This window comes from Microcoleus sp. N9_B4 (assembly GCF_036701635.1).
In the GTDB taxonomy this organism is placed as follows: Bacteria; Cyanobacteriota; Cyanobacteriia; order Cyanobacteriales; family Microcoleaceae; genus Microcoleus.
The window spans coordinates 18905-40565 of record NZ_JAUBRC010000013.1 but is presented as its reverse complement, the minus strand read 5'-3'; the positions used below and the strand labels follow the sequence as shown (position 1 = coordinate 40565).

The following is a 21661-nucleotide window of genomic DNA, read 5'->3' as shown; positions in this document are numbered from 1 at the left end:
TTATTGATGGATTTTGAATGGCGACGCACCCTACGGCTGTCAACTGTCAACTGTCAACTGTCAACTGTTCAAGAAGCTTGGGGTTGTTTCAAACTGCCTAATAAATTACGAGTTTCGCTAGCTGCTGCTTTCATTGCTTGTTCTGCACTCATTCTCCCGGTAAAAGCTGAGCTCAAATAACGCTGCAAAATATCAGAAGCTTGAGCGTATTGTGCCAGGGGCGGGCGCAAAGCTGACCGTTCCACTACTTTTAGCAGTTGCGGGTAGTGGGGATATTTAGCGACTATTTCTTTGTTGGTAAATAGGGATTTGTAACTGGGAACTAAACCGGTTTGTATAATAAATTTGCGCTGGGTTTCCTCGCTGGTAAGATACTGAATTGCTTTCCACGCTTGTTCTGGATGTTTTGAGGTTTTGGCAATTCCCCAGCCCCAGCCGCCCAAGCAGGAACCGCCTGTTTTACCCGTACTGCTGAGCATTGGCTCGATCGCAATTTTACCTCTAACATTCGATCCTTCGGCATTTGCCAGCTTCCAAACATACGGCCAGTTTCGCAAAAATAGCGCTTTACCGTTTTGAAACAACAGCCGGGTTTCTTCTTCGCCGTAGGTGGTGACACCCGGAGGAGAAATGCCAGAGGCGATCGTATTTTTGAGAAATTCCACTGCTTTAATTGCCTCGGGTTTATCTAACCCAACTTCAAAAGTTTGAGGGTTTGCCCAGAAGCCGCCAAAACCGGAGAGTACCTCGACAAACATCGCAGATACTCCCTCGTATTGTTTGCCTTGCCAAAGATAACCCCAAGTTGCCTTTCCCTGTTTCTGCAAGTTTTGAGAGATTTTTACCATCTCTTCAAAGGTTTTCGGGGCTGGAATTTTCGCTTGTTCTAAAATGTCTTTGCGGTAATAAAGCATTCCGGCATCGGAAGCGTGGGGAATTCGGTAAAGTTTGCCTCGATACCGCCCGCCTTCGACGTTACCTGGGATGAATTTTGATAGTTGTTCGGGGGAAATTCTGTCTGTCAAATCGCTTACCCAACCTGCGGCTGCAAATTTGGGAACCCAGACAATATCCATGTTGATGATGTCGTAGGGCGAGTCGCCTAAAAGAAAGGCAGATGTGTAAAGATTTTCTATGAGGTTGCTGTCGAAAGGCCCTTCTATAAGGTTGATGCGAATCTTGGGGTTTTTCTGTTCAAATTCTTTGACAAAGGGTTTCCAGTTAACAAGGTCTTGACCTTGCATTAACATGGTGAGCACGACTGGCTGTTGAGTCAGTGCCGGCAGAATAAATAAAAGCAAGACGGCGGCTAATGTGACAGCGAATAAGGCTAAAAGACGGGGACGCTTCTGGCTTCGTGGCTGCGGGGAATTTATTTTTTGCATTTGCTTTTGAGAAATGGCAGTGCGATCGCCTTATTTCTCTCATAACTCGCTTTCTTTTGTTTCGCTGGATTTAGCCAGTTTGTGCAATAAAAATTTAAGTAAACTTTAGCTTACTTAATAATGCTTGAGTGAAGAGTGCAAATTTTGATTTAACTGATTAGATGGCGAGTTAAATCAACATCTATCTACAGATAGATATTAAACCTATTACAAAAATCATCAACTATCTTGAGATTATCTGCGTTGATTTGTGTTTATCTGCCTGTAATCTGCGGTTGATCCTTCTATCAAAGATTTATGCAATTCAAGTCTATTGAGAACATTTAAATAAATAATTCTTCCTTCTTCCTTCTTCCTTCTTCCTTCTTCCTTGTATCCTTTACATCCGTTACATCCGTTACATCCGTTACAGAATCCGCTGCCGAACTTCTTCCTTCTAAATACAAAAAACACCGCTCCTCAAAATAGGAGAACGGTGTATAGGGGGTGTTATGGGTTGTTGTCTGGGATTAACCTTAACAAATCACGATCGGCTGAGGCTATGCCTTGTGATGGTTAAAAAATTGGCACAAACCTGCACGATCGCCCGATCGACCTTTCGACCTTTGCGATTAGCCCAACCATTCCACAACAGCATCCTGCTTGGTATTGGTGCGCCGTTCTGGGGTTTCGCGGTTGAATTTCAAGTGGATGGCGCGGTTTTGTTCGCCGTCTGCTGCTACTGCAAAAATCGGATAGTCGATTAAGCCGTCTTGGAAGGACATCTGGAAGCGGAAAGTGCCATCAGCATTGAGTTTAATCGGCTGTCCGCCTACGTAGACGGTAGCGTCGGGTTCGGTGGCGCCGTAAACGATCAGTTCGGCATCAGCAACTAACCAGAACTGGCGGGGGCGCATCGGGGCGGCGAAGCCAACTCCCGACATACCAACACCGGACATACCGAAACCGGACATCGTGAGGCCGGACATACCGACACCCGACATGGTGAGACCCGACATACCGACACCCGACGCGGTGAGGCCGGACATACCTACACCCGACGCGGTGAGACCGGACATGGTGGGAGCCGCCCACATTCCGACGCCGGAGGGGAACACGTAGGAACTGAGAGCTTGTTCGTGGATGCCGACTTGCTGGACGGAACCGGCGACGTGCTGCATGGAACCGAAAATAGAACCGGCTACCCGCAGGGATTCGGCAGATTCTGCCATGCCGAAGATTTGTTCGTAGATAGCGTTTTCGGTGCTGTAACCGAAGCCATTGGCTGCTTGTGCCATTTTCTTGGCCGGAGGAACCAGTTCGGCGAAGGTTTTGCCTTGCAAGTCTTCTTCCCAGTCGAGGGTGATGAATTGATCTTCAATCCAGTCGCTGGGATAGACGGGAGGAACGCGGACTTCGGCCGATCGAGCTAATACCAGCCAGCGGCCATCTGCACAGCGGTAGCCGATGTCGATCGCGTAATCCCGATCGCTCACGGGGATTGGCACGTACCATTCCCGCGCTAGTTCGTCGCAGGGATATTCTTGAATGCTGTGCGGGCTTTGAATGTCGAGGTTAACATCTGTAACGTCGTAGATCCGCAGGGCGAGTTGCTGTCCTCCTTGGCGACGCAATTCTTCTTTGCGATCGTTGGGAATGTCCCAGTAAGTGTAGGCCCATTCTGGGTCGCGGGGCATTAAAACCACCCGGCTTTCGCCGTAGCCGTTGGGCAAATCTGCTAAACCTTCATCTACAGACGACAAAGAACCGCCTGTTCTATCTTCTTGACCGAGTTCAAACTTTGCTGCTTCCACTGCTTCTTGTGCCTCTAGTTTGCGAGATGGGCTGTAGGAAAATTTGGTGCGCTGAATTTCTTGAATAGATGCCAGGAGTTGCGATTTCCGCATCCGGCTGTAGCGAGAGACTCCACATTCGCTAGCAACTCTGCGGAGTTGTCGCAAAGTCATCTCTTCTAATGGTGGGCGTTCTTTTGCCATGAGTTGGTTCTCCACTAATTTAGGATGGCGGGTTAGATTTTTCCTTTCAACACAAATGTGTTGACTTTTTGAGTTAGAAACTCTTTTAAATGCAAATACGATCGAGCTTCCAAATCTCTCCAACCTTTGAAGCCTTGCTTGTTTTTAGCTTGTCTTTTCCCCCATGCGATCGAGGGTTTGGACTTATTGGCTTCTGCGCGCACCGTTCGATCTAAATAAAGCTTTATCTGTCGATTCTTGATTGACAAGATCGATTTTGTGAGTGCGATCGGTGCTGCTAGCAACGCTGTGCTGGCAGCACACGCGCTATTCGACTCCCAGGGCTGCTTAATCGAAGCATTTCTTTGGGATCGCTTTGTCATGACTTAATGTTGCAGACAAGTTGCGATCGGGTCAAGGGGTCTTTTCCCTCAATTATGGGTACTTATACGCATTTTCGGGATTTTGGGGATCACTTTGTCAGGGAATCTTGACATTTGGAGATTTTGGGGGATCGGTGTTGCAGCAAATGTCAGGATTTGATGACAAATTGGGAGAGGGGGGCTTTTGATGGGTTTGGAGGGCGGGGGCGATCGTTTAGAATGGATATGTCTTTGCGAATATGACAAAGTGAAAGACTTTCTATATAATCCTTCTCACAAGAAGGCTTCGCGGGAGCATCCCGATTTTGCAAAAATATTAGACTGCAAATTAACTATTCAAGTAGGCACAACGCAGTTGTAACATTTGAGAAACACTTTCAGATTTCCACTGTGAAGAATGAAATTTTTAGCCTTGTACCTATCTGTTTGACGGCTGATTCTACCGATCCCGAGCCGATGGAGGCTGGTTGGAATTACTGAGAAGTCTCATTTAATCCGATAACAACTAACTAACATCATTATTCATTTTCAATCCTCACCTGCCAAGTCTCCAAAGTAGTACCTATTATTTTATCAAGATTTGTCAAAGCATTAAAATAGGCAATCCTCGCATTAAGTTCTGCATTTCTAGCCTGTATTAAATCCTTCTGAAAAGTCACAATATCGATACTCCGAGAACTTCCCACTCCCAATCTTCTTTTGTCTTGCTCTATTTCTAATTGTTTTTGCGCTAACTCCCTTGACCTTTGAGCTAGTTCTACTTGCTTAAGATTCAAATTTATATCTCGAATTGCATTTCTGACCTCAACTTCCAGCTTTTGATTGGACTCCTTTAAAATATTCTCCGATTGTAATAGCTTAACACGACTATTCTGAAAATCTCGCTCAATTTCTCTGTTTCCAAATTCGCGAGTCAAAACCAGTCCTGCTCTCAAATCCGAGCTGCTGTCGGAAAGATTAGTAGCATTATTATAATTATTAATACTTGCATTTAGATCCAATTTCCATTTTCGATTATTTTCCGCTACGAGCAATTTATATTTAGCGATTTCCCGGTCGAGCTGTACTTGTAAATAATCAGGACTATTTGACAGAGCTAATGGTAGAATCTTATAGAAATCCAGAGGGTAAGTCTGTACAGCAGCAGCTTCTCTTGCTGTTATACTAAGATTGCGATCGAGGTCTAGAACTTGCAGCAGTGCTAATCTTGCCTTCTTCAGTTGCTCCTCACTAGCTAATACTGTCACTTCCTGATCGGCCACAGCTTTTTCACTTGTAAAGATATCAACTTTTGCTAGCCTTCCTGCCTCAATCAAAACCTGATTAGTCTCCAATTCTTGACGGGCAATTTCCAGGGAATTTTGTGAAATTTTAACTTGTTCCTGAGCCTTAATCAACTCTCGATAGGTTAAAATTACTTCAGTAATTGTCTCAATTAGCCTCGATTTCAAACTCAGAATATTTCTTTTTTCACTCAGGCGAGCAATCTCAAGTGGTGCTCTATTGACAGCAAATCCAGCTCCCCTTAACAGAGGTTGGGTAAAATTTAACGTTAGATTTTGACTTAAAGAACCTTCACTATTAATGCCAAAACCATTCGCATCTTGTCCTTGTTTACTACTCCAAACAAAACTTATATTCCCTCCTGTGGGAATTTTGACACTCACCTGGGCCGATAAATCGACTTCGCCAGTAGTGGCGACTCTTCCCCCATTCCTCAAACGAACTGATGACACGGACAGTTTCGGTGTAAAACTAGGGACAAATAAGCCTTCTGCTACGGCTAAATCTTGTTTTTGGACGATGCGTTCGAGGTATTGATTTTTGATATCTCTGTTGTTTTCTAAGCCTAAAAATACAACTTCCGGTAGTGTCAGTTCAACCCCTAATTCATCCGCTATAGATTGCTGTTGAATAGTTGAATTTTGGCTATTGTCAGGTATGGGTTCTGCTGTTATTGCTGGATTTGGTGGAGCTTCAGAAATTACTATTAATTCTGGTTGAACAGGTTTTTTTTGAGTAGTCGAAGTTGTTAATACTTGGGAATTGGTAATTGGGGATTGGGAATTTGGAATTGGTGAGTGTTTGATTTTACGTGTTGGATTTTTGCCGGGGAATCGAGGAATAACTATTCTCGGGTTTGTAGTTAGCGTTTCTCTCGGATTTGGGGGTTTAATGAGCGCCTGATTTTGCGGTCGATTTTGGATGTGTGGGAGATGTTTTTCAGTGGTAAGTGGCAGAATTTTGGGCGCGATCGCAGATTGAGAGCTAACATCAGTTTTGAATGTTGAACTAGACTTAAAAGCAACAGCAAATATCGCCAATAGCCCACAGATTGCAAGCATAACTAGGCTAAAACGAAATATCCAAGGAATATCGTAGCGAGCAGGGGAATCGCTATTTGGGAGATAATCTTCGTGCGGTTGCTCAGTCATGCTAACTCCAGTTATTGCTGCAAGTAATGCTATGGCGATTTCCTACGGGATGACTACCCTTGACGCAGCGCTTTAACAGGATCGAGTTGACTAGCTCGTAGAGCCGGGAAAAATCCAGCTCCTACACCCACCGCTAATGCAGATCCTAGAGCCAAAGCTGCTGTGTTGCTGTCAAATTTATAAGGTAACTTAAAAACATCCGCTACCACCACCGTTAACCCGTGTACCGTCACAATAGCAGCAATTCCCCCCGCTAAACTCAGAATTACTGCTTCTAGAATAAACTGCAACATTATATCTCTCTGAGTAGCCCCGATCGCACGTCTCAAACCAATTTCTGGGGTGCGTTCCATCACTGCAGCGATCGTAATATTAGCAATACCAACTCCTCCCACCAATAGCGAAATTACCCCCACTGCCAATAGTCCCTGTGAAGCAAGTTCCAGAGTTTCCTGCTGCTCCAAAATTTTCTTAACATTGTTCCAAGTATGAACCTCTGCTTTGGGGAAGCGCTGCTTCAAAAGTTTTTTTGCCTGCTTTTCCATTCCTTTAATATCTTTAAGATTGTAAGGGCGCACGGAAATTCCCTCAATTGTCTGGCTACCTGTTATCGCTTTGTAAAGTGACATCGACACCCACATTTCATTTTCGGGTTTTCTAAAAGAATCTTGCTTACTCTCCATCACGCCGATAACAATATAAGGTCTGTTGTTAACATAAATGCGCTGATCTACGGGTTTGGTGCCACCTTTAAAAAGTTGTGTCGCCAGCATTTCATCAATTACCACTACAGGTCGATAATTAGTAAAATCCTTAGAAGAAAAAAAACGCCCCTCCATTAATCGCCGCCCCGATGTCAATAAATGATCTTCAGAAACAGCTAAGATATATGTTTTCGCTTCTTCAGCCTGAAATATAACTTTTTCGTTATAACCAAACCAATTTGCTGCGCTAATCGCCTGAATTCCTTTCAGCCGATGCCGCAAAAATTCCATATCTTCTAAATTCAAACCCAAGCTATCCCACTTACTGATTCCCAGTTGAGGTGCTTCTCGCTTGGCCAGTTGTTCAGCAATTACGGCGCGGCTAATGTTGCCTACTTGCAGCGTTGCGCTGACCGCAGCTACACCCATGAAAACTCCGACTGTAGTTAGGGCAGATCGCAAAAGATTGCCACTTAGGGAAATGCAAGTAAGGCGGAGGAGGTCTAAAGGAGAAAGGCTCATAAGTAATTAAAAATCAAAAATTAATATTTCGTACATTAATAAAATTAGCTAATTTGATCCTACTCTTTAATTTTTATTCCAGATCGTCACCCTCTGTTTTTTCTTTATTGTTAGTTGTTTTTTCTTCCTGAATAGGAGTTCCTGGCTTTAAGGAAGGTTCAGGAGGGGGTATCACAACACTGTCACCTGGTCGCAAACCCGAAGTTATTTCTACCTGAGTCAACCCTTCTAAACCTAATGTAACTGACCGTTTCTGGGCTTTGCCTTGACTGTCACGAATCCACACAAAAGGCTTAGACTCCGATCGCACAATTGCCTCCGTATTCAAAACTACTACCTTCTGGCGCTGCTGCAAAATTATCTCCACACTGACTTGACTCCCTGGAATCAAAGTCCGGGTTGGAGCATCGAGTCTTACCGTTGCAGGAACGGTTGGTTGACTGCCTTGATTAGAGCCGTCATTTCCATTACTATCACCACTTTTAGCAAGAATATATAAGCTGTCTACTTTTCCTGAAAACTGCTTAGGATTGGGGCCAATAATGCTGATACGGACGGACTGCTTGGGTCTAACTTTAGCAGCATTGAGCGTAGAAAGCTGTAGTTTTACCAGTTCTTGTGAAGGGTCGCCTAATGTCAAAAGCTCTGTTCCCCGCGTCACTCCGTCGCCATTTTTAACTTGAATATTAAGTACCTTGCCATCAATAGATGCAGTCACCACATTGTTTTTTAGTTCCTGTTCTTTTTCTCGGTACTCAAGCAGAGAGCTTTGGAGATTGGGGCTATTTGTAGCAACATCTAACTGAGCTTGTCGCACTCCTGACTCAGCAGCGATCACTTGTTCCTGAAGTTCTTGCTCTTTATCTTGTCGCTGAATTTGCCGACTTTTGAGGTCGAGCAGATCGGTGTTGATTTGAGACTGTGCGTTTCGTAAACTGACTTTAGCATTGCGAACTTCGTCTTCTTGGGCTCGCACCTCATTTCCCGGAATATAACCTCTTTCAAATAATGCTTTTTGCTCGGTAAGTTTCCGCTCAGCAGCAGCCAAAACTACCTCAGCGTCAACAACTCTTTGGCGATTATTTGCTAAGGAAATTTCCTGTTTTTTAATTTCTAATAAATCGTTATTTGGCCCGGATTTATAATTTTGAAGTCTCCCTTGGGCGATACTGAGAATTTCCTGGGCTGCGACAAGTTTTTGGCGTAAGCTTTCTAGAGTGAGTTTTTCTTTTTGAATCACCAACTCTTGCTTGCTGAGAATTGTTTGTTTTTGGGGGTTACGAAGAGTGATTAAGTTCTGACCCGATGTGATATTTTGCCCGATTTTTACTAACACTTCATCAACAGTACCATCAACGGGAGATGTAAGAGTTTGTTGACCAGCCAATTCAAGAGTGCCGCTTTCATTAATCGTATCTTCAATATCGCCAATTTTGACGGGGATCAAGCGCACTTCTATGGGTTCGGGAGGTCGATTTTGATATAACCCGTAGGCAAATAAGCCGCCGCCGATGCCTAGAGTGAGAAAACTCGACCACAGTAGCCATTTGACTCCTGTTTTGAAACTATTTTTTTCTTTATATTTCACTCTCAACTCCCCCCTACAAACTGTAAATAACTGTTAAGCGTGGGCGATCGCCCTTTAACCGTTTTGGTTACTGTTTGGATAAAAAAATGGCAACTTTGGGGCTGAGATATTCTAGCATCTGTTGACGTACTACTTTCTCTCTTCCCTTCTAAGGTCGCTATTTCTTCTGAATCTGTATTGCGTTCTAAGTCTGACAACCTGGAACCATTGCGATAAAAAATGTGGGAATATAGCCTTTCTCAGTAACATGAGGTGCTCTTGGGGATTGGGCATCGGGCCTAAAAGCATGGGGCATCGAACTAGCCCGTGTATTTCACTTTCTTGAGAACCGCTATACATCGCAAATGGCGCGCGTTTGGGATGGTTAATCGATCGCAAAAACCAGAAAGTTGAGATATACAGACAAAATCAGGATGTGGAAATATTAGATAATCCCAGCACTTTGTCAGGGGAAAATGTATTACCGGGATTTGTCTTAGATTTAACAGATGTTTGGCAGTAATACTAAATGCAGGTTTGATAACCCATTTATCTCTTAGTCTGCGGAGGCAGACTTCGTTTGTGTAGTTGCGGTTTCAACCGCCGAGTGATACAGGGGGTAGCAAACTCGTATTTGGTAGCGACACCGAAAGATTCACCAACAGCAATATAATAAATTAGAGCAGTACATCAATCTCAAATCTCAAATCCCATGCCCCTAACGCTTTACAACAGCTTGACCCGTCGCGAATCACCTTTTGAGCCCCTCGAACCAGGAAAGGTGCGGATGTATTGCTGCGGCGTTACGGTATACGATTACTGCCATGTCGGCCACGCCCGCGCTTACATCGTCTGGGACATGGTGCGGCGTTATCTGATGTGGCGGGGATACGATGTGCGCTACGTGCAGAATTTTACAGATATTGACGACAAAATTCTCAACCGCGCCCGCGAAACCAATTCCACAATGGAAGCCGTGGCGGAACGCTTCATCGATGAATATTTTGCAGATATGGACAAGCTAAATATTCTCAGGGCCGATGAATATCCCCGGGCCACCCATACAATGGACGGCATAAAACGGCTGATTCACGAATTAGAAAATAAAGGTTATGCCTATGCTTCCGGCGGCGACGTTTACTACAACGTGAGGCAGTTTGCCGATTACGGAAAACTTTCCGGCCGCAAGTTGGAAGAAATGCAGGCCGGGGCTAGCGGTAGATTGGAAACCGCAGAAATAGAAGCTCAAAAAAAGCAAGATTCCTCTGATTTTGCCCTGTGGAAAAGCGCTAAACCGGGAGAACCCGCTTGGGATTCATCTTGGGGAAAAGGCCGCCCCGGATGGCACATCGAATGTTCGGCTATGGTGCGCGATTGCTTGGGCGAAACTATTGACATTCACTGCGGCGGTTCCGATTTAACTTTCCCCCACCATGAGAATGAAATTGCTCAATCTGAAGCCGCGACGGGCAAGTCGCTTGCTAATTATTGGATGCACAATGCTTTTGTGACTGTCAACGGCACAAAGATGTCGAAATCTTTGCACAATTTTATTACAATTCGCGATTTGTTAGATGGGAATTGGTCGGGTGATTTGGAATCTAACCCCCCCCAGCCCCCCCTCCTTGGTAAGGGGGGGAGTAAGAATGAATCTAACCCCCCCCAGCCCCCCCTTGGTAAGGGGGGGAGTAAGAATGAAGACTCCCTTGGTAAGGGGGGGAGTAAGAATGAAGGAAGCGAGAAGTCAAAAGCCGTGGAACCGATGGCGGTGAGGCTGTTTGTGTTGATGGCGCAGTATCGCAGTCAAATAGATTTTACCGAAGAGGCGATCGCTAGCGCTCGAAATGGCTGGCACACTCTTAAGGAAGGCTTACTTTTTGGCAGTCAACAGGGATCTAAACTGGGTTGGGATGTTGAGAAAATTGATAAATTGACTGGAGAAGATAACACATTAGTCCAGCAATTTCAAGCAGCTATGGATAATGATTTTAATACTCCCGGCGCTTTGACTGTTTTGTTTGAATTGGCTAAGGAATTGGGCAAGGAAGGCAATATTTTAGTGCATCAGGGAAAAACAGAAACTTCGCCGGATGTGTTGCAGCAAAAATGGGTAACTTTGGTGAGTTTGGCGGGGGTTTTGGGTTTAGAAGCTCAGCCGGAAAGTGATAGCAATGATGCTGTTGACGGTTTGAGTGATGCCGAGATTGAGGCGATGATTCAGAAGCGGAAAGATGCCCGAAAGGCGAGGGATTTTGCTGAGGGCGATCGCATTCGCAACGAACTTAAGGATCGGGGCATTACTCTGATCGATCAAAAGGATGGTACAACCATCTGGCATCGGGGTTGAAACTAAATTCATAATCTGCGGAGGCAGACTTTGTTTGACAAGAAGCGGTTTCAACCGCCGAATTCTAAACACGCTCTAATGTCTTCCTCCGTCAGCTCTGGGAAATCGTCTAGAATCTCTGTATGAGACATTCCCGCAGCCAGCCAACCCAACACATCATACACGGTAATTCGCATTCGCCTGATGCAAGGCTTTCCACCGCGTTTACCTGGTTCGATCGTAATGATGTTGTCGCTCATGACAAAACCGAGTTTAGTACATTTTTTTTAATTTAGCCTAGTCTTGGAATAAGCGATACAATTTACTCAACTTCGCAAGTTGTTCAACCTTAGAGGTAATAGCCTAGCTCTATGAATACCCTCGACCAAGTGCTAGAAACTGCTTTGCAATTGTCATACGAACAGCAGGAAATGCTGATAAAAATCCTGCAAAATCGTCACCGCGAGAGTATCCGCGCCGAAATAGCTGCGGATGCTCAACAAACTTTAGCTGATTTCCGTACAGGCAAATTCCGACAGCAGTCAGCCGACGATGTTATTTCAACATTACGCCAGTCTTTGGACGAACCCGAAACATGAGACCACTGGTTCTGACTCCCAAATTCAAACGAGCATTTCGCAAGTTTGTCAAACGAAATCCTGACCTCCAGCAACGTATTGAAGAATCTCTTCAACAAATGGAAGTAGATGTCTTTTTTCCCAACCTAGGTACTCATAAACTAGGTGGCAAACTTGATGGTCTTCAGTCCTGCTCTTGCGGCTATAATTGTCGGATTGTGTTCTCGATTGAAGAGGATACGGAAACAAATAGTGAAGTCATTGTTTTACTCGACATCGGGACACATGATGAGGTCTATTAACTGTGTCAGTTATTATTAGATAATAACTCCACAAATAGATTTAATTTTTATTTAACTTATCCACAAACTCCGCAACAGCCGCGACAAATTCTGCAGTGGATTCATAGGGCAAAACATTCCGCCCCGGCATTAATAAACCTTCCGCATTGGGAAAATAAGCTAAATATTGCGCCAATCTTTCATCCGGTTTCTCTTCCTTACCCTCTTGACTGATGCTGGAGGCTTTTTCTCCCATCACAATGAGTGCAGGTCGATCGAACTTTTGAATCGTACCGCTATAATCCTGGCGCCAAAACCCCGCTAAAAACGAGAAAACCGCGTGACGGCTGTCAGGATTCGCCGCCCCAGCCTGCAAAGCATCCAACCATTCGCTGTCAACTTGTGCCGCATCGCCAAACAGTTGTTTCACAGAAAAAGAACGCAAAAACTCACCGCGTCTGGCGTAGCGATAAAAAGCGTTTCCCAAGGGAGAATCTAACAAATTCCAGACAATTCTTTGCTGTCTTTCTGTCGAATGTTTGTTCATTACCGCCCAAGCTGGAGGCCCTGCGAGGACTAAGCCGCGAATTAAATTTGAGCCGCTTTCCTGCTGCATTTTTGCTAAAGCCAAGCCTACACATAGTAAAGCACCTTGCACGAGGACGATCGCAGGTTTTTTGACTACGGTTTCCAAGAAATACTGCAACTGTGCGGCCCAATCGTCTGGGTAGCAAGCCACAGCCGGCATTTCGCAATCGCCGCAGCCCAAAAGGTCGGGATTATAAATCGGATTACTGTTCCCTGCTTTGTACCAACTATCACAAAATCTATGCCAAAAGATTCTTGACAAACCAACTCCTATCGGATGAATTAACAACAAAGGGATGCTATCTTCTGTCGCAGTAGTTGGTTTATAAACTTCATAAGCACAGCGATAATTTTGCCATTCGTAAAAGAGCGTTGGTGATTTTATAGACGAAAGGGTGGAGAAATCTTGGGTTGAATATGGGGGTTGCATCTTATTTTTTTTTGAACCGATGTTACTTTTTATTATAATATGAGTAGGTGCGGGTTTTACCCGACATATATTTGGTAAATGAAAATATAAATAAACCCGCCCTGCGGGATGACATAAGCGCGAATACAAACCTTGATTACTTAATCATGTCAGAACAGCGGATAACTATTTCTTTACCTAACTTGCTGCTAATTGTAGCATCGTCCTTGCTCCTAGTGCTGCTGTGGCAATTGCGGAGCCTGCTAGTAATTCTAATGATATCAGTCGTGCTGGCTGCTTCGATCGTCCCGATCGTTAATTGGGCCCAAACGATGCGGGTTCCCCGCTGGCTGGCGGTGATTATGGTTTATTTAACTCTCATCGGCGGATTTAGCGGGACGGTAGTGTTAATCGGGCCGACAGTAATCGAACAAATAGAGTTACTGCTGCGACAGTTACCAGTTTATGTCGAAAGCCTGGAAACCTTAGCAACTAATGTATTGAGTCGCCTAACCGACGATGCCCCTGCCTTAGTAGGTCAGTTGGTGGACACTCAATCGCTGACTAATTGGCTGATTCGATCGAGCCAACAACTGGTTTTGCGATCGTACAGTTTAACTAGAGGCATTCTCGGTGGTTTCTTCAGCCTGGTTTTAGCATTATTTATTTCCGGTTACATGGTTGCCGACAGCGACACATTAATCAAAAGTTTGGTGCAGTTTTTCCCAAAACCTTGGGACGCAAGATTAGCCGCACAAGTAGCGCCAATTGGTGAAAGAATGGGAAGCTATATTCGCGGGCGAGTATTAGTTTCGGGTATTTTAGGGATATTTATTACCACAGGTTTGAGCATTTTGGGAATGCCGGAATTTGCTTTAGGCTTGGGTGCGATCGCAGGTGTTACCAACTTGATTCCCTTCATCGGCCCCGTGTTGGGAGCAGTACCAGCATTAATCGTAGCCTTAGCTAAAGGTGGCTGGGTACTTTTGTGGGTATTACTGTTATTTGTAATCATCCAGAATTTAGAAACTTACGTCCTCGATCCTTTGCTGGTTGGTTCATCGGTTGGTGTGCATCCTTTGTATCAATTGCTGTCTGTATTGGGAGGCGTTCAAGTATTGGGAATTATTGGGGCAGTAATTGTGCCACCTTGGTTTGCGGGAGTAGCAGCTTTGATTGAAAACTTGTATTTAAAACCCAAACTTAGGAGCGAACATCGAGAGGCAATAGATCAGGCTAAAAATAATTCTGACTTGCCACCTCTAACACCTTCAACGTGACAGCAGCTTACGCCTTGAGAATTCAACACAGTAGACTTTAATTGCAAGCATTCGCTCACCTCTGTGGAAATTATCTGCGTTTATCCGTGTTTATCTGCCTTACATCTGCGGTTGACTATCAATCAAAGATTCATGCAATAAATCTAGTATCAACAAGTCCGCTGACTAAGGATTAATTGCCACTTCAATGCGACGGTTGCGCTGCCGATTAGTATCGGAACTATTATCCACCGAAGGGCGACTTTCCCCATAGCCGATCGCCACCCAATGATACTTCTGACCGAGCACACCAGACAAATACTGCACCACAGCCTGAGCCCGCGCAAACGACACATTGCGATTATCCGCCGCTTCCCCCGCGTCGTCAGTGTGGCCCGCAACCCGCACCGTCGCACCCTCGTGATTCCCCAACTCCGCCACCAAATTGTCCAAAATCGCACTTGTTCCCGCGCGCAAAGAAATGCTGCCAGTATCAAACAAAACATCGCTGGGCAGAGTCACCATCAGCCCATCCCCCCCAAACACCGGATTATTGGCATTCTGTGGGGCAGTATTCACCGTTTCAGGGTTCAGACTCGGGCTGCTGCCGATCGCCGGTAAAGCAGGGGCAAGAGTTGTCGCCGTTTCCGGCGACGCCAATTCCCGCGACATCAACTGCAAACGCTTTTCCAAAGTTTCCGTCGGGCGGCTGCTGCCCAACTGACTCTCCAAAGCTGCCGTGCGACCAATCAGCGCGTTGAGTTCGCCCTGCAACTGTCTCAAATCCGACTGCAATTTCTCTCTCTGGGCAGGACTGACTGTTGACTGGGGAGTCGGTGTAGCGGTTGGTGGCGGAAGCGCCGGAATTGGCGTTGCTGGGGCGCGTTTCGGGCTGGAGGTCAAATTTTGAGTTACACGCAGCAATCTCTCTGCCAGCGGCATCTCCGTCGCGCCTGACGGATAAATTTGAGCGATCGCCATCCCCAGAACCCACGCAAAACCGCTACCCACCCCCAGCAGCAGCAGTCGAAAAATCAGCGACAGTACAAGCAAACCTTTTCCCCGCGACTTGGAGACGCGAGTGGGGGGGATTGAAGGTTTTTGGTTAAAAGATCGCGTCATATTTCATCCCTCTCCGTGTACATACCAGATTAATTTCGATACTATCTTACCTATCCGATTTGAAATTTGAGATTTGAGATTTGAGATTTGGCCTCCTATCTAAAATCTAAAAAAGAAACCCGGTTTCTATAAATCTGGGGTTTAGTGGCGAAGCATCGAGGCAGAAACCGGGTTTCTAGTTTGTTGCGTGCCAGCCTGAATCTGTTGGATAATTCATATCAATTCCGGTTGCAGTCCTCTGGAATAGTTGACGCTTGACTGTTGACTGTTGACTGTTGACTGTTGAAGGAGGGGTCGAAAAACTGAATGGTTGAGTGTTAACTGTTGACTCGATTTGATGATTCCGATGCAACCGGAAACGATATCAGTAGAACTTTTGGGAAAAAAAACCGATGACTGACCCTTTAAATAGCCCTTATCCCGTTCCTTGGGAATGGATTAGTGCCACTCATGCTAAAGTGAGCTCCACTGCCGGCACAGGCCTCCGCTACTATCGCAGTCCATCCCTCGTATCAACTAACGGCCAATACGCAGCTTACAGTCGAATTGAGTTGCAAGTGCAGCCGGAATTCTCCCGGTGTCGGGTTAGCAGCGTCATGTTTGTGGAAAATCTCAAAACCGGGGAACTGCAAACAGTGGCGGCTGCTTCGCCACTGGCGGAAAGTGGGATGTATGGTAGCGATGATACAGATATGTCCGGGACGATCGCCATTTTAGTGCCTGTTTCTTGGAATCAAGACGGTTCCCGCATTCTCGCCCGCGAATTTGAAGCACTTTTCAACTCTTCCGATATGTCCGACTACGGTGTCATTTGGGACAAAAATGATAACTACACTTATACCATTGCTCCCGCTCGCAGTCTTTACACTCATGCTGTATTGTTGGGTTGGAGCCAAGTTTGTCCCGGAAAAGTTCTGTTCCGCGCCGGCAATTTGGGCGATCGATCTTGGCCTCTTTGTGCAGTGGATATGACAGGGCAAACGGTAGCAGTCACCGAGGACAAACCTCTAGTTTTCGGCAGTCAAGCCAGCACAGACTGGATCGAACCTAAAACTCGTTTTTAGATATTATGGCGACATTTTCTTTAATCGGGCTAACAATTTTTTTAGTGTCAGGTCAGTCTTTCAACCAATTCATTTTGACCCTGGGGCTGATTATTTTAGCTGTTGTTTTTGGTTTAACAGCATTTATTTTTATTCGCATTTTTCTTAATTGGTTGCAGGCGAAATTGGATGGGAGTCGCCATTTTGTTAGACGCTCGTTTAAAATAAAGACTGGCAATTCAACGGTTAATATTTCCGAACATGAAAAAGTTTTTTTAGAGCCCCGATTCGTAGAAAGTGACGGCAATTTAACTGCCACTATTTTTGGAGGTAAAAGCGATATTTCAAGAGCGATTCAACCGGAGATAATCTGCGAAAATTCAGCAGCAGTTGCCTATCTCTACAAGCCGATCGCCCTTTGGCACGGGCGCTTAATTTTGCCCTCAAACGAACAGCGCCAGCCCTACGGCACAGTGTTTTTTGAAATAATCAATGCCCCCAAAAAACATCAAAACTTTATTGGCAAAACAGCATTTTTGAAATGGAGTACAAATCGCGAAGTACAATTTTTTGTCCACGCAGTCAGTCAAGATATAAACTTCACACAAGAAACTAAAAAAAGTCAAAAATCTGGCAACATCCATCCAGATAGATTGAACGGCTGGCGAAATGTCGGCCCTTTAGAAACTCTAGCAGGCAGCAGACTCGAAGACAGCGTGACTGTGATGCTACGCAGGCCCGTGATTGCGATTAATTATAGCAGCAGCGATCGCCATGAACTCACGATCGATCGCGAACCCGTACAAATTATCGGACGTTTGTGCGCCTTAGTCTCAATTTTACAGCGAAAAGAACCCGACAGCGACAAATTTATTGTCCGGCATTTCAACAAAACATCTCGACAATTTGACGGCGCAGCCGAAATTATTCGGATTCCGCAAGTACAGCCAGACAAACATGGCGTAGCGAGGTCTACCAATTACCTGATCGAACAATCGCCATTAAATCCCGACGGGTGGTATATTTACGGCGAAAGAGACGAAGACAGTATATTTGTAGTGCAGGCAATCGAACCCCGCAAAATTGCCCAATTAACACCAGATGAAACACATTTCGGACTAAAAAAATCTCTCGCTTATTTAAGCAGCCAAAATTGGGAAAATACACCAGCACAAAAAGGGCAAGCAAAAATAGTATTGTTAACCCCAAATGATGCTACAGAAAACGCTTCAATCTCTCCTTGGCAAGAAGGAGATATCGGGATAGTGATTCACAGTTTCGGGGGTATCGGTGGCAAAAAAGGCGAACGGCCACCGCTGGGAATTGTCACTGGACATTTTGCTTTCGGAGTAGCAAAAGTAGTGCGCGATCGCTTTACCAGCGAACTGCGTTTTGACATAGAATACAAACAAGTTTACGCCCACAATCCCGACGGAATTGTTGCCGGTTCCAGCAAATGGCAAAGCTACATGGGAGACTTGCAACGCGGCTGGTTGGGCGATCGCCCGGTTTGCGATATCATCTGTAAATTAGACTGCGTTTGTTGCGACTACGATTTTGGTGGCATCACCTTGTCGCCTTTAACCGAATTAAACCAGCAACTAGATATCATGATGGCCCGCTACCGCAGCGGAGACGGCACCGGCGCTAGTTTAGTCACCCCAGCAACTTCTTGCGTCCAAGATTCAAGTCAGACAATTTACGCGACAATTAAAAAAATCACTTCCGAAATAGAGTCAAATCCTCAGATTCAAGACTGGTTGAAAACACATCCCACCGACGCACAAACCGAAAGGTTTCACCAGTTAGTAGCTTTAGGAGAGAGTTTAGAAAAAGTATTAATCCCCCTCGGCATTGTTCGTCCAGATTGGCGCAGAAATTCGAGATTAGTGGGGATTGATTCTGAACTGAAAAAAACCTTTTTTGTTGGTATAGTAAACATGATAAAAGCTGCTATTAGTTACCGAACAATGTTGCCCAGGCGCACCCAAGATGAAATCGCGAAAGTTTTATTAAAACAAGGAGCATTTTTGTGGATAATTCGCACCAATCAAGTCGGAGGATTTGACCCAGACATTGAGCCGATCGCACCTACAGGCTTTTGAGGAATTGGTTTGTAGATGATTCGGCGATTGAAATCGCTACTAGAAAAACCAAGCCTGCCTCCGCAGACTAAGAGATTGAGGGGGTATTAAAGCCGGATTTGGTATCAGTCAACAGTCAACCGTCAACCGTTAACAGTCAACAGTCAACAGTTAACAGTCAACAATCAACCATTACCAAGGAGTGACTACAACACTGCCACCCGGTGCCAAAACTACGCGGAAATCAGCCAGCGGTTCCGCAGGTAGCCTGGTGCCAATCGGTTTGTAAAGCAACTCCGACAATGGTGTTTCGGATCGATCGACTGCTGCCGAATTCTCCGACTTGTAACCGACAATCGCCCCGTCTGGGGCCACACTCACCCGATAAACCAACTCCGCATCAACCGGAGGCTGATTCTTTACAACTCCGTCAATTTGCTGGGAAAGTTTGCCCCTCAACACCTCAATTTGCCCTGGATCGGTAATTGGCACGGCTGCCACATCTGGGCTTGCCAAACCTTCAGCAACAGGACTGGGCGTGCTTTCCGGCGAAGTGCTCGACTGCGGTGTGGCGCTAGGTGAAGCGTCCGGCTGCGGCGCGGGGATCGGAGTCGGCGAAAGCGATTCAGCGTTCGGAGTTTGAGTCCCAGGCAGCAAACCGTCAGCAGGGGGCGTGGGATTGGGATTAGGCGAACCCGATCCGCCCGGATTCGGCGTCCCCTGATTCTGGCCCGCTGAATTGGGCTGCGGCACCGGATCTCTCGGGCGCTGGACTTCCGGCACCGGCACCAAGAAAAATGCCATCGCAGCCAAAGCCAAACTCGACACTCCCACGACAGCAGGTAAAGTCCGCTTCGCCAAAGGTTCGGCCGACTTGATATAACGCCTGGAAATTGGGGTTAATTGCAGCGACAATTCCGGCAGTGTCTGCGTGTCGGCAAAAAACTGATCGATCGCCTCTACCAAGTCAAATAGCTGTACCGTCGTCAAATCTACTTTTGCCGACAGTTCTGTTTTTTGATCGATTTGGGTGGCGCTGCCTGTGGAGGCGGGTAGAACGGTCAACCGATGCACGTTCCCATCAATTCTGTGTAACTGCACCATACCCACATTCGGGCCGTAGCGATCGGGATAATGCACTCCGCTCATAAATTCTTGAGCGTAGCTGCTGACGGCCCTCACCAAGCTTTCAAAAAACTCCCGTCCCCCGCTTAGGGGCTCGCCAAGACCTGTAACATAGCATTCAGCGCTCATTAATATGGAAAGCACCGGCCGTAGATCTAACTGGCTGGCTGCCGATCCATCGCTCAACCCTTCTAGAACTAGGGTGCAATTTGGCAGACTGTACTGACGCCTAATAGTCATTTTTTATTCAACTTCTCCATCAAACAGGCTAACCCAGAAGCGCTGCATTCCGGCTGTGCCTGTACAAAATAGCAGTTTGCTCAACAAGTTCAAAGCTAGTTCGTTGAGCTTGTCGTCGGAATCGTAAGCTGCAACTAGCGATCGCTTGGGGTTCATGCGCGATCGAAAGTGAGCTCGAAAGCGTTCTAAATACTCGGCCAGTGGCAAGTGCTGGTTGAGGGGGATATTTTTCGATCGCAACTGCTGCGAGTCTAGCAGCAACTGCCGAATTGTCGCGGTTAACTTACGCGCCATATTACAGGCGATCGCCACCAGCGCTTTTGCCTCCACAATAGTCAGGGAGCGGCGCTGGGTATAGCGTCTCAGCGGGTTAGTATTACGCATCAGCCAAAGGGCAACCCGATTTTTGATAATTGATTCCAATTCCAGGTCCTTTGACACTGCCAGCATTTCTTCGGCACCTCCGAGATACAAGGCTTCGATCGCCAGCAACATCAAGTCAATTTGCAATCTGGCCCGGCGGGGACATCCCCCATCGGAGGGCGACAAGTCTGGCAAACTGTCTAAAATTAACGGGTTTGACTGGGTAAGCGAAGTTTCTGACGGCATTAATATCACGGCAACATCCATTCCAAACAAACTATACGGGCACGGGGGGTCTTGAGCAAGACAAATTCTCAACCAAGAACTTCTCTGGGATACTTTATTTTTATCATTGACTTTTAGGTATATTTTCTAATTTAGCAGCAACCGACCGTCACAGGCGAGCTCCGGCGGCCGGAGTTCGATCGCCCACTCCCCCACCCCCACCGCCGCTTTGTGATTCTTTGCTTCATCAGGGGTGAAGGGAAGAGTCAATCGATTTTAGATTTTAGATTTTAGATTTTAGATTGACCCCACGGAGCAATTCGGGGACTCCTTTATCGGATACAGGTTTTTTATTTCTGGACGGATGAATCCGGGGGCTTGTATCCTGGATGCTTTCGGTCGGAAAGCGACAAAGAATTACCCATTTCCCATTTCTTATTCTCTATTGGGCTCAATCAATGTTCCTGCTTCTGGGGTTGCACCGCCGCTTCTCTTTGAGCCGTAAAATCAGTAGACGCCGCCTTATCAGTTAGACTAATTTTTCCCTTGAGGCTTTCTTGCTCCACAATTCCGCGCATTTTAACAGAACTGTTTTGACCGGTTGCTGTGGAGTCGCTGCAACCAGCTAAATTAGGAACCGCACCCGACAAGTTCAATCCTTGAGTTTCCCACTTACCCAATAGAGAAGGTTTCTCTTGGGCTGTTTTTTCCCTGCCCTCCCTGCTGCCCGATCGCAAATTACCGCTCAAATAAACACCCGATTGCTCGATTGTCAATACCAAAACATCAGAATTCAGACATTCGGGCAAACTTTTAGGATCGAAGCGATAAGTTCCCGCAATTGCCGGGGCCGCCTTTAAATTTGCTTCGCCGTAAGCAGTTACTACTTTAAACAGCAGCGAAACTGAGCCGATCGCAATTCCGTAAAATGCCAGCGATTTGAGGCTTAAATGATTCATAATCTTGGTAATTAATAATTGGGCATTGGGCATTGGGCATTGGGCATTGGGCATTGGGCATTGGGCATTGGGCATTGGGCATTGGGCATTGGGCATTGGTACTAATTC

At 46.0% G+C, this 21661-nt stretch carries 19 protein-coding genes and 2 pseudogenes; 6 read left to right on the top strand and 15 right to left on the bottom strand.

What is annotated here, in order from left to right; all coding sequences use genetic code 11:
* Window positions 1-68: 68 nt before the first annotated feature.
* The 8 genes and pseudogenes from QUA43_RS11135 to QUA43_RS11100 form a co-directional block, all read right to left on the bottom strand.
* On the bottom strand, window positions 69-1385 hold the full coding sequence (locus QUA43_RS11135; RefSeq protein WP_333373849.1) for an ABC transporter substrate-binding protein: 1317 nt from the start codon (window positions 1383-1385) through the stop codon (window positions 69-71).
* A gap of 323 nt (window positions 1386-1708) precedes the next feature.
* Window positions 1709-1831 (bottom strand): hypothetical protein, encoded by a 123-nt coding sequence (locus QUA43_RS11130; RefSeq protein WP_333373848.1) that lies wholly within the window; start codon window positions 1829-1831, stop codon window positions 1709-1711.
* A 165-nt stretch (window positions 1832-1996) separates the two neighbouring features.
* Window positions 1997-3361 carry a DUF4912 domain-containing protein gene (locus QUA43_RS11125; protein WP_333373847.1) on the bottom strand — a complete coding sequence of 455 codons (1365 nt, stop codon included), beginning with the start codon at window positions 3359-3361 and terminating at the stop codon, window positions 1997-1999.
* A 32-nt stretch (window positions 3362-3393) separates the two neighbouring features.
* The gene (locus tag QUA43_RS11120) at window positions 3394-3723 is read right to left on the bottom strand and encodes a hypothetical protein (RefSeq protein ID WP_333373845.1); all 330 of its coding nucleotides are present in this window, start codon (window positions 3721-3723) and stop codon (window positions 3394-3396) included.
* A gap of 328 nt (window positions 3724-4051) precedes the next feature.
* A pseudogene (locus tag QUA43_RS11115) lies at window positions 4052-4193 on the bottom strand (ISKra4 family transposase); the annotation flags it as partial.
* A gap of 48 nt (window positions 4194-4241) precedes the next feature.
* Window positions 4242-6158: a TolC family protein gene (locus QUA43_RS11110; RefSeq protein ID WP_333373842.1), complete on the bottom strand. Its 1917-nt coding sequence runs from the start codon at window positions 6156-6158 to the stop codon at window positions 4242-4244.
* Window positions 6159-6211: 53 nt separating this feature from the next.
* A complete protein-coding gene (locus QUA43_RS11105; RefSeq protein ID WP_333373840.1) occupies window positions 6212-7384 on the bottom strand; it encodes an ABC transporter permease in 1173 nt (390 codons plus the stop codon).
* Window positions 7385-7457: 73 nt separating this feature from the next.
* Window positions 7458-8972: an efflux RND transporter periplasmic adaptor subunit gene (locus QUA43_RS11100; RefSeq protein WP_333373838.1), complete on the bottom strand. Its 1515-nt coding sequence runs from the start codon at window positions 8970-8972 to the stop codon at window positions 7458-7460.
* A gap of 334 nt (window positions 8973-9306) precedes the next feature.
* Between QUA43_RS11100 and QUA43_RS11095 the strand changes: the two are divergent.
* A pseudogene (locus QUA43_RS11095) lies at window positions 9307-9474 on the top strand (Uma2 family endonuclease); the annotation flags it as partial.
* Between the two features lie 189 nt (window positions 9475-9663).
* Entirely contained in the window at window positions 9664-11298 is a 1635-nt protein-coding gene (gene cysS, locus QUA43_RS11090) for a cysteine--tRNA ligase (RefSeq protein ID WP_333373837.1), read from the top strand.
* Between the two features lie 50 nt (window positions 11299-11348).
* On the opposite strand, the gene QUA43_RS11085 is transcribed toward cysS, so the two are convergent.
* The gene (locus QUA43_RS11085) at window positions 11349-11537 is read right to left on the bottom strand and encodes a DUF433 domain-containing protein (protein WP_333373835.1); all 189 of its coding nucleotides are present in this window, start codon (window positions 11535-11537) and stop codon (window positions 11349-11351) included.
* A gap of 111 nt (window positions 11538-11648) precedes the next feature.
* Here QUA43_RS11085 and QUA43_RS11080 point away from each other — a divergent pair, with 111 nt between their 5' ends.
* The gene (locus tag QUA43_RS11080) at window positions 11649-11876 is read left to right on the top strand and encodes a hypothetical protein (protein ID WP_333373834.1); all 228 of its coding nucleotides are present in this window, start codon (window positions 11649-11651) and stop codon (window positions 11874-11876) included.
* Window positions 11877-12197: 321 nt separating this feature from the next.
* On the opposite strand, the gene QUA43_RS11075 is transcribed toward QUA43_RS11080, so the two are convergent.
* On the bottom strand, window positions 12198-13154 hold the full coding sequence (locus tag QUA43_RS11075) for an alpha/beta fold hydrolase (protein WP_333373832.1): 957 nt from the start codon (window positions 13152-13154) through the stop codon (window positions 12198-12200).
* Window positions 13155-13300: 146 nt separating this feature from the next.
* Here QUA43_RS11075 and QUA43_RS11070 point away from each other — a divergent pair, with 146 nt between their 5' ends.
* Complete coding sequence (locus QUA43_RS11070) at window positions 13301-14413, top strand: AI-2E family transporter (RefSeq protein WP_333373831.1); 1113 nt, start codon at window positions 13301-13303, stop codon at window positions 14411-14413.
* 165 nt (window positions 14414-14578) lie between these two features.
* On the opposite strand, the gene QUA43_RS11065 is transcribed toward QUA43_RS11070, so the two are convergent.
* Window positions 14579-15514: an OmpA family protein gene (locus QUA43_RS11065; RefSeq protein WP_333373829.1), complete on the bottom strand. Its 936-nt coding sequence runs from the start codon at window positions 15512-15514 to the stop codon at window positions 14579-14581.
* Between the two features lie 392 nt (window positions 15515-15906).
* Here QUA43_RS11065 and QUA43_RS11060 point away from each other — a divergent pair, with 392 nt between their 5' ends.
* On the top strand, window positions 15907-16578 hold the full coding sequence (locus QUA43_RS11060) for a hypothetical protein (protein ID WP_333373827.1): 672 nt from the start codon (window positions 15907-15909) through the stop codon (window positions 16576-16578).
* Between the two features lie 5 nt (window positions 16579-16583).
* A complete protein-coding gene (locus tag QUA43_RS11055; RefSeq protein ID WP_333373826.1) occupies window positions 16584-18662 on the top strand; it encodes an abortive infection protein in 2079 nt (692 codons plus the stop codon).
* A 171-nt stretch (window positions 18663-18833) separates the two neighbouring features.
* Here QUA43_RS11055 and QUA43_RS11050 read toward each other — a convergent pair whose 3' ends face one another.
* From QUA43_RS11050 to QUA43_RS11035, 4 genes are all read right to left on the bottom strand, one after another.
* A complete protein-coding gene (locus QUA43_RS11050; RefSeq protein WP_333373824.1) occupies window positions 18834-20006 on the bottom strand; it encodes a DUF4335 domain-containing protein in 1173 nt (390 codons plus the stop codon).
* A gap of 3 nt (window positions 20007-20009) precedes the next feature.
* On the bottom strand, window positions 20010-20636 hold the full coding sequence (locus QUA43_RS11045) for a DUF3038 domain-containing protein (RefSeq protein ID WP_333373823.1): 627 nt from the start codon (window positions 20634-20636) through the stop codon (window positions 20010-20012).
* 105 nt (window positions 20637-20741) lie between these two features.
* The gene (locus QUA43_RS11040; protein WP_333373822.1) at window positions 20742-20864 is read right to left on the bottom strand and encodes a hypothetical protein; all 123 of its coding nucleotides are present in this window, start codon (window positions 20862-20864) and stop codon (window positions 20742-20744) included.
* A 185-nt stretch (window positions 20865-21049) separates the two neighbouring features.
* Entirely contained in the window at window positions 21050-21586 is a 537-nt protein-coding gene (locus QUA43_RS11035) for a hypothetical protein (protein WP_333373821.1), read from the bottom strand.
* Window positions 21587-21661 lie beyond the last annotated feature (75 nt).

Coding starts and splice junctions, on each gene's coding strand:
- QUA43_RS11060 (WP_333373827.1), top strand. CDS start 15,907: ATGACTGACCCTTTAAATAGCCCTTATCCCGTTCCTTGGGAATGGATT.
- QUA43_RS11065 (WP_333373829.1), bottom strand. CDS start 15,514: ATGACGCGATCTTTTAACCAAAAACCTTCAATCCCCCCCACTCGCGTC.
- QUA43_RS11075 (WP_333373832.1), bottom strand. CDS start 13,154: ATGCAACCCCCATATTCAACCCAAGATTTCTCCACCCTTTCGTCTATA.
- QUA43_RS11135 (WP_333373849.1), bottom strand. CDS start 1,385: ATGCAAAAAATAAATTCCCCGCAGCCACGAAGCCAGAAGCGTCCCCGT.
- QUA43_RS11045 (WP_333373823.1), bottom strand. CDS start 20,636: ATGGATGTTGCCGTGATATTAATGCCGTCAGAAACTTCGCTTACCCAG.
- QUA43_RS11080 (WP_333373834.1), top strand. CDS start 11,649: ATGAATACCCTCGACCAAGTGCTAGAAACTGCTTTGCAATTGTCATAC.
- QUA43_RS11055 (WP_333373826.1), top strand. CDS start 16,584: ATGGCGACATTTTCTTTAATCGGGCTAACAATTTTTTTAGTGTCAGGT.
- QUA43_RS11105 (WP_333373840.1), bottom strand. CDS start 7,384: ATGAGCCTTTCTCCTTTAGACCTCCTCCGCCTTACTTGCATTTCCCTA.
- QUA43_RS11085 (WP_333373835.1), bottom strand. CDS start 11,537: ATGAGCGACAACATCATTACGATCGAACCAGGTAAACGCGGTGGAAAG.
- QUA43_RS11110 (WP_333373842.1), bottom strand. CDS start 6,158: ATGACTGAGCAACCGCACGAAGATTATCTCCCAAATAGCGATTCCCCT.
- QUA43_RS11035 (WP_333373821.1), bottom strand. CDS start 21,586: ATGCCCAATGCCCAATTATTAATTACCAAGATTATGAATCATTTAAGC.
- QUA43_RS11125 (WP_333373847.1), bottom strand. CDS start 3,361: ATGGCAAAAGAACGCCCACCATTAGAAGAGATGACTTTGCGACAACTC.
- QUA43_RS11120 (WP_333373845.1), bottom strand. CDS start 3,723: ATGACAAAGCGATCCCAAAGAAATGCTTCGATTAAGCAGCCCTGGGAG.
- QUA43_RS11070 (WP_333373831.1), top strand. CDS start 13,301: ATGTCAGAACAGCGGATAACTATTTCTTTACCTAACTTGCTGCTAATT.
- QUA43_RS11050 (WP_333373824.1), bottom strand. CDS start 20,006: ATGACTATTAGGCGTCAGTACAGTCTGCCAAATTGCACCCTAGTTCTA.
- cysS (WP_333373837.1), top strand. CDS start 9,664: ATGCCCCTAACGCTTTACAACAGCTTGACCCGTCGCGAATCACCTTTT.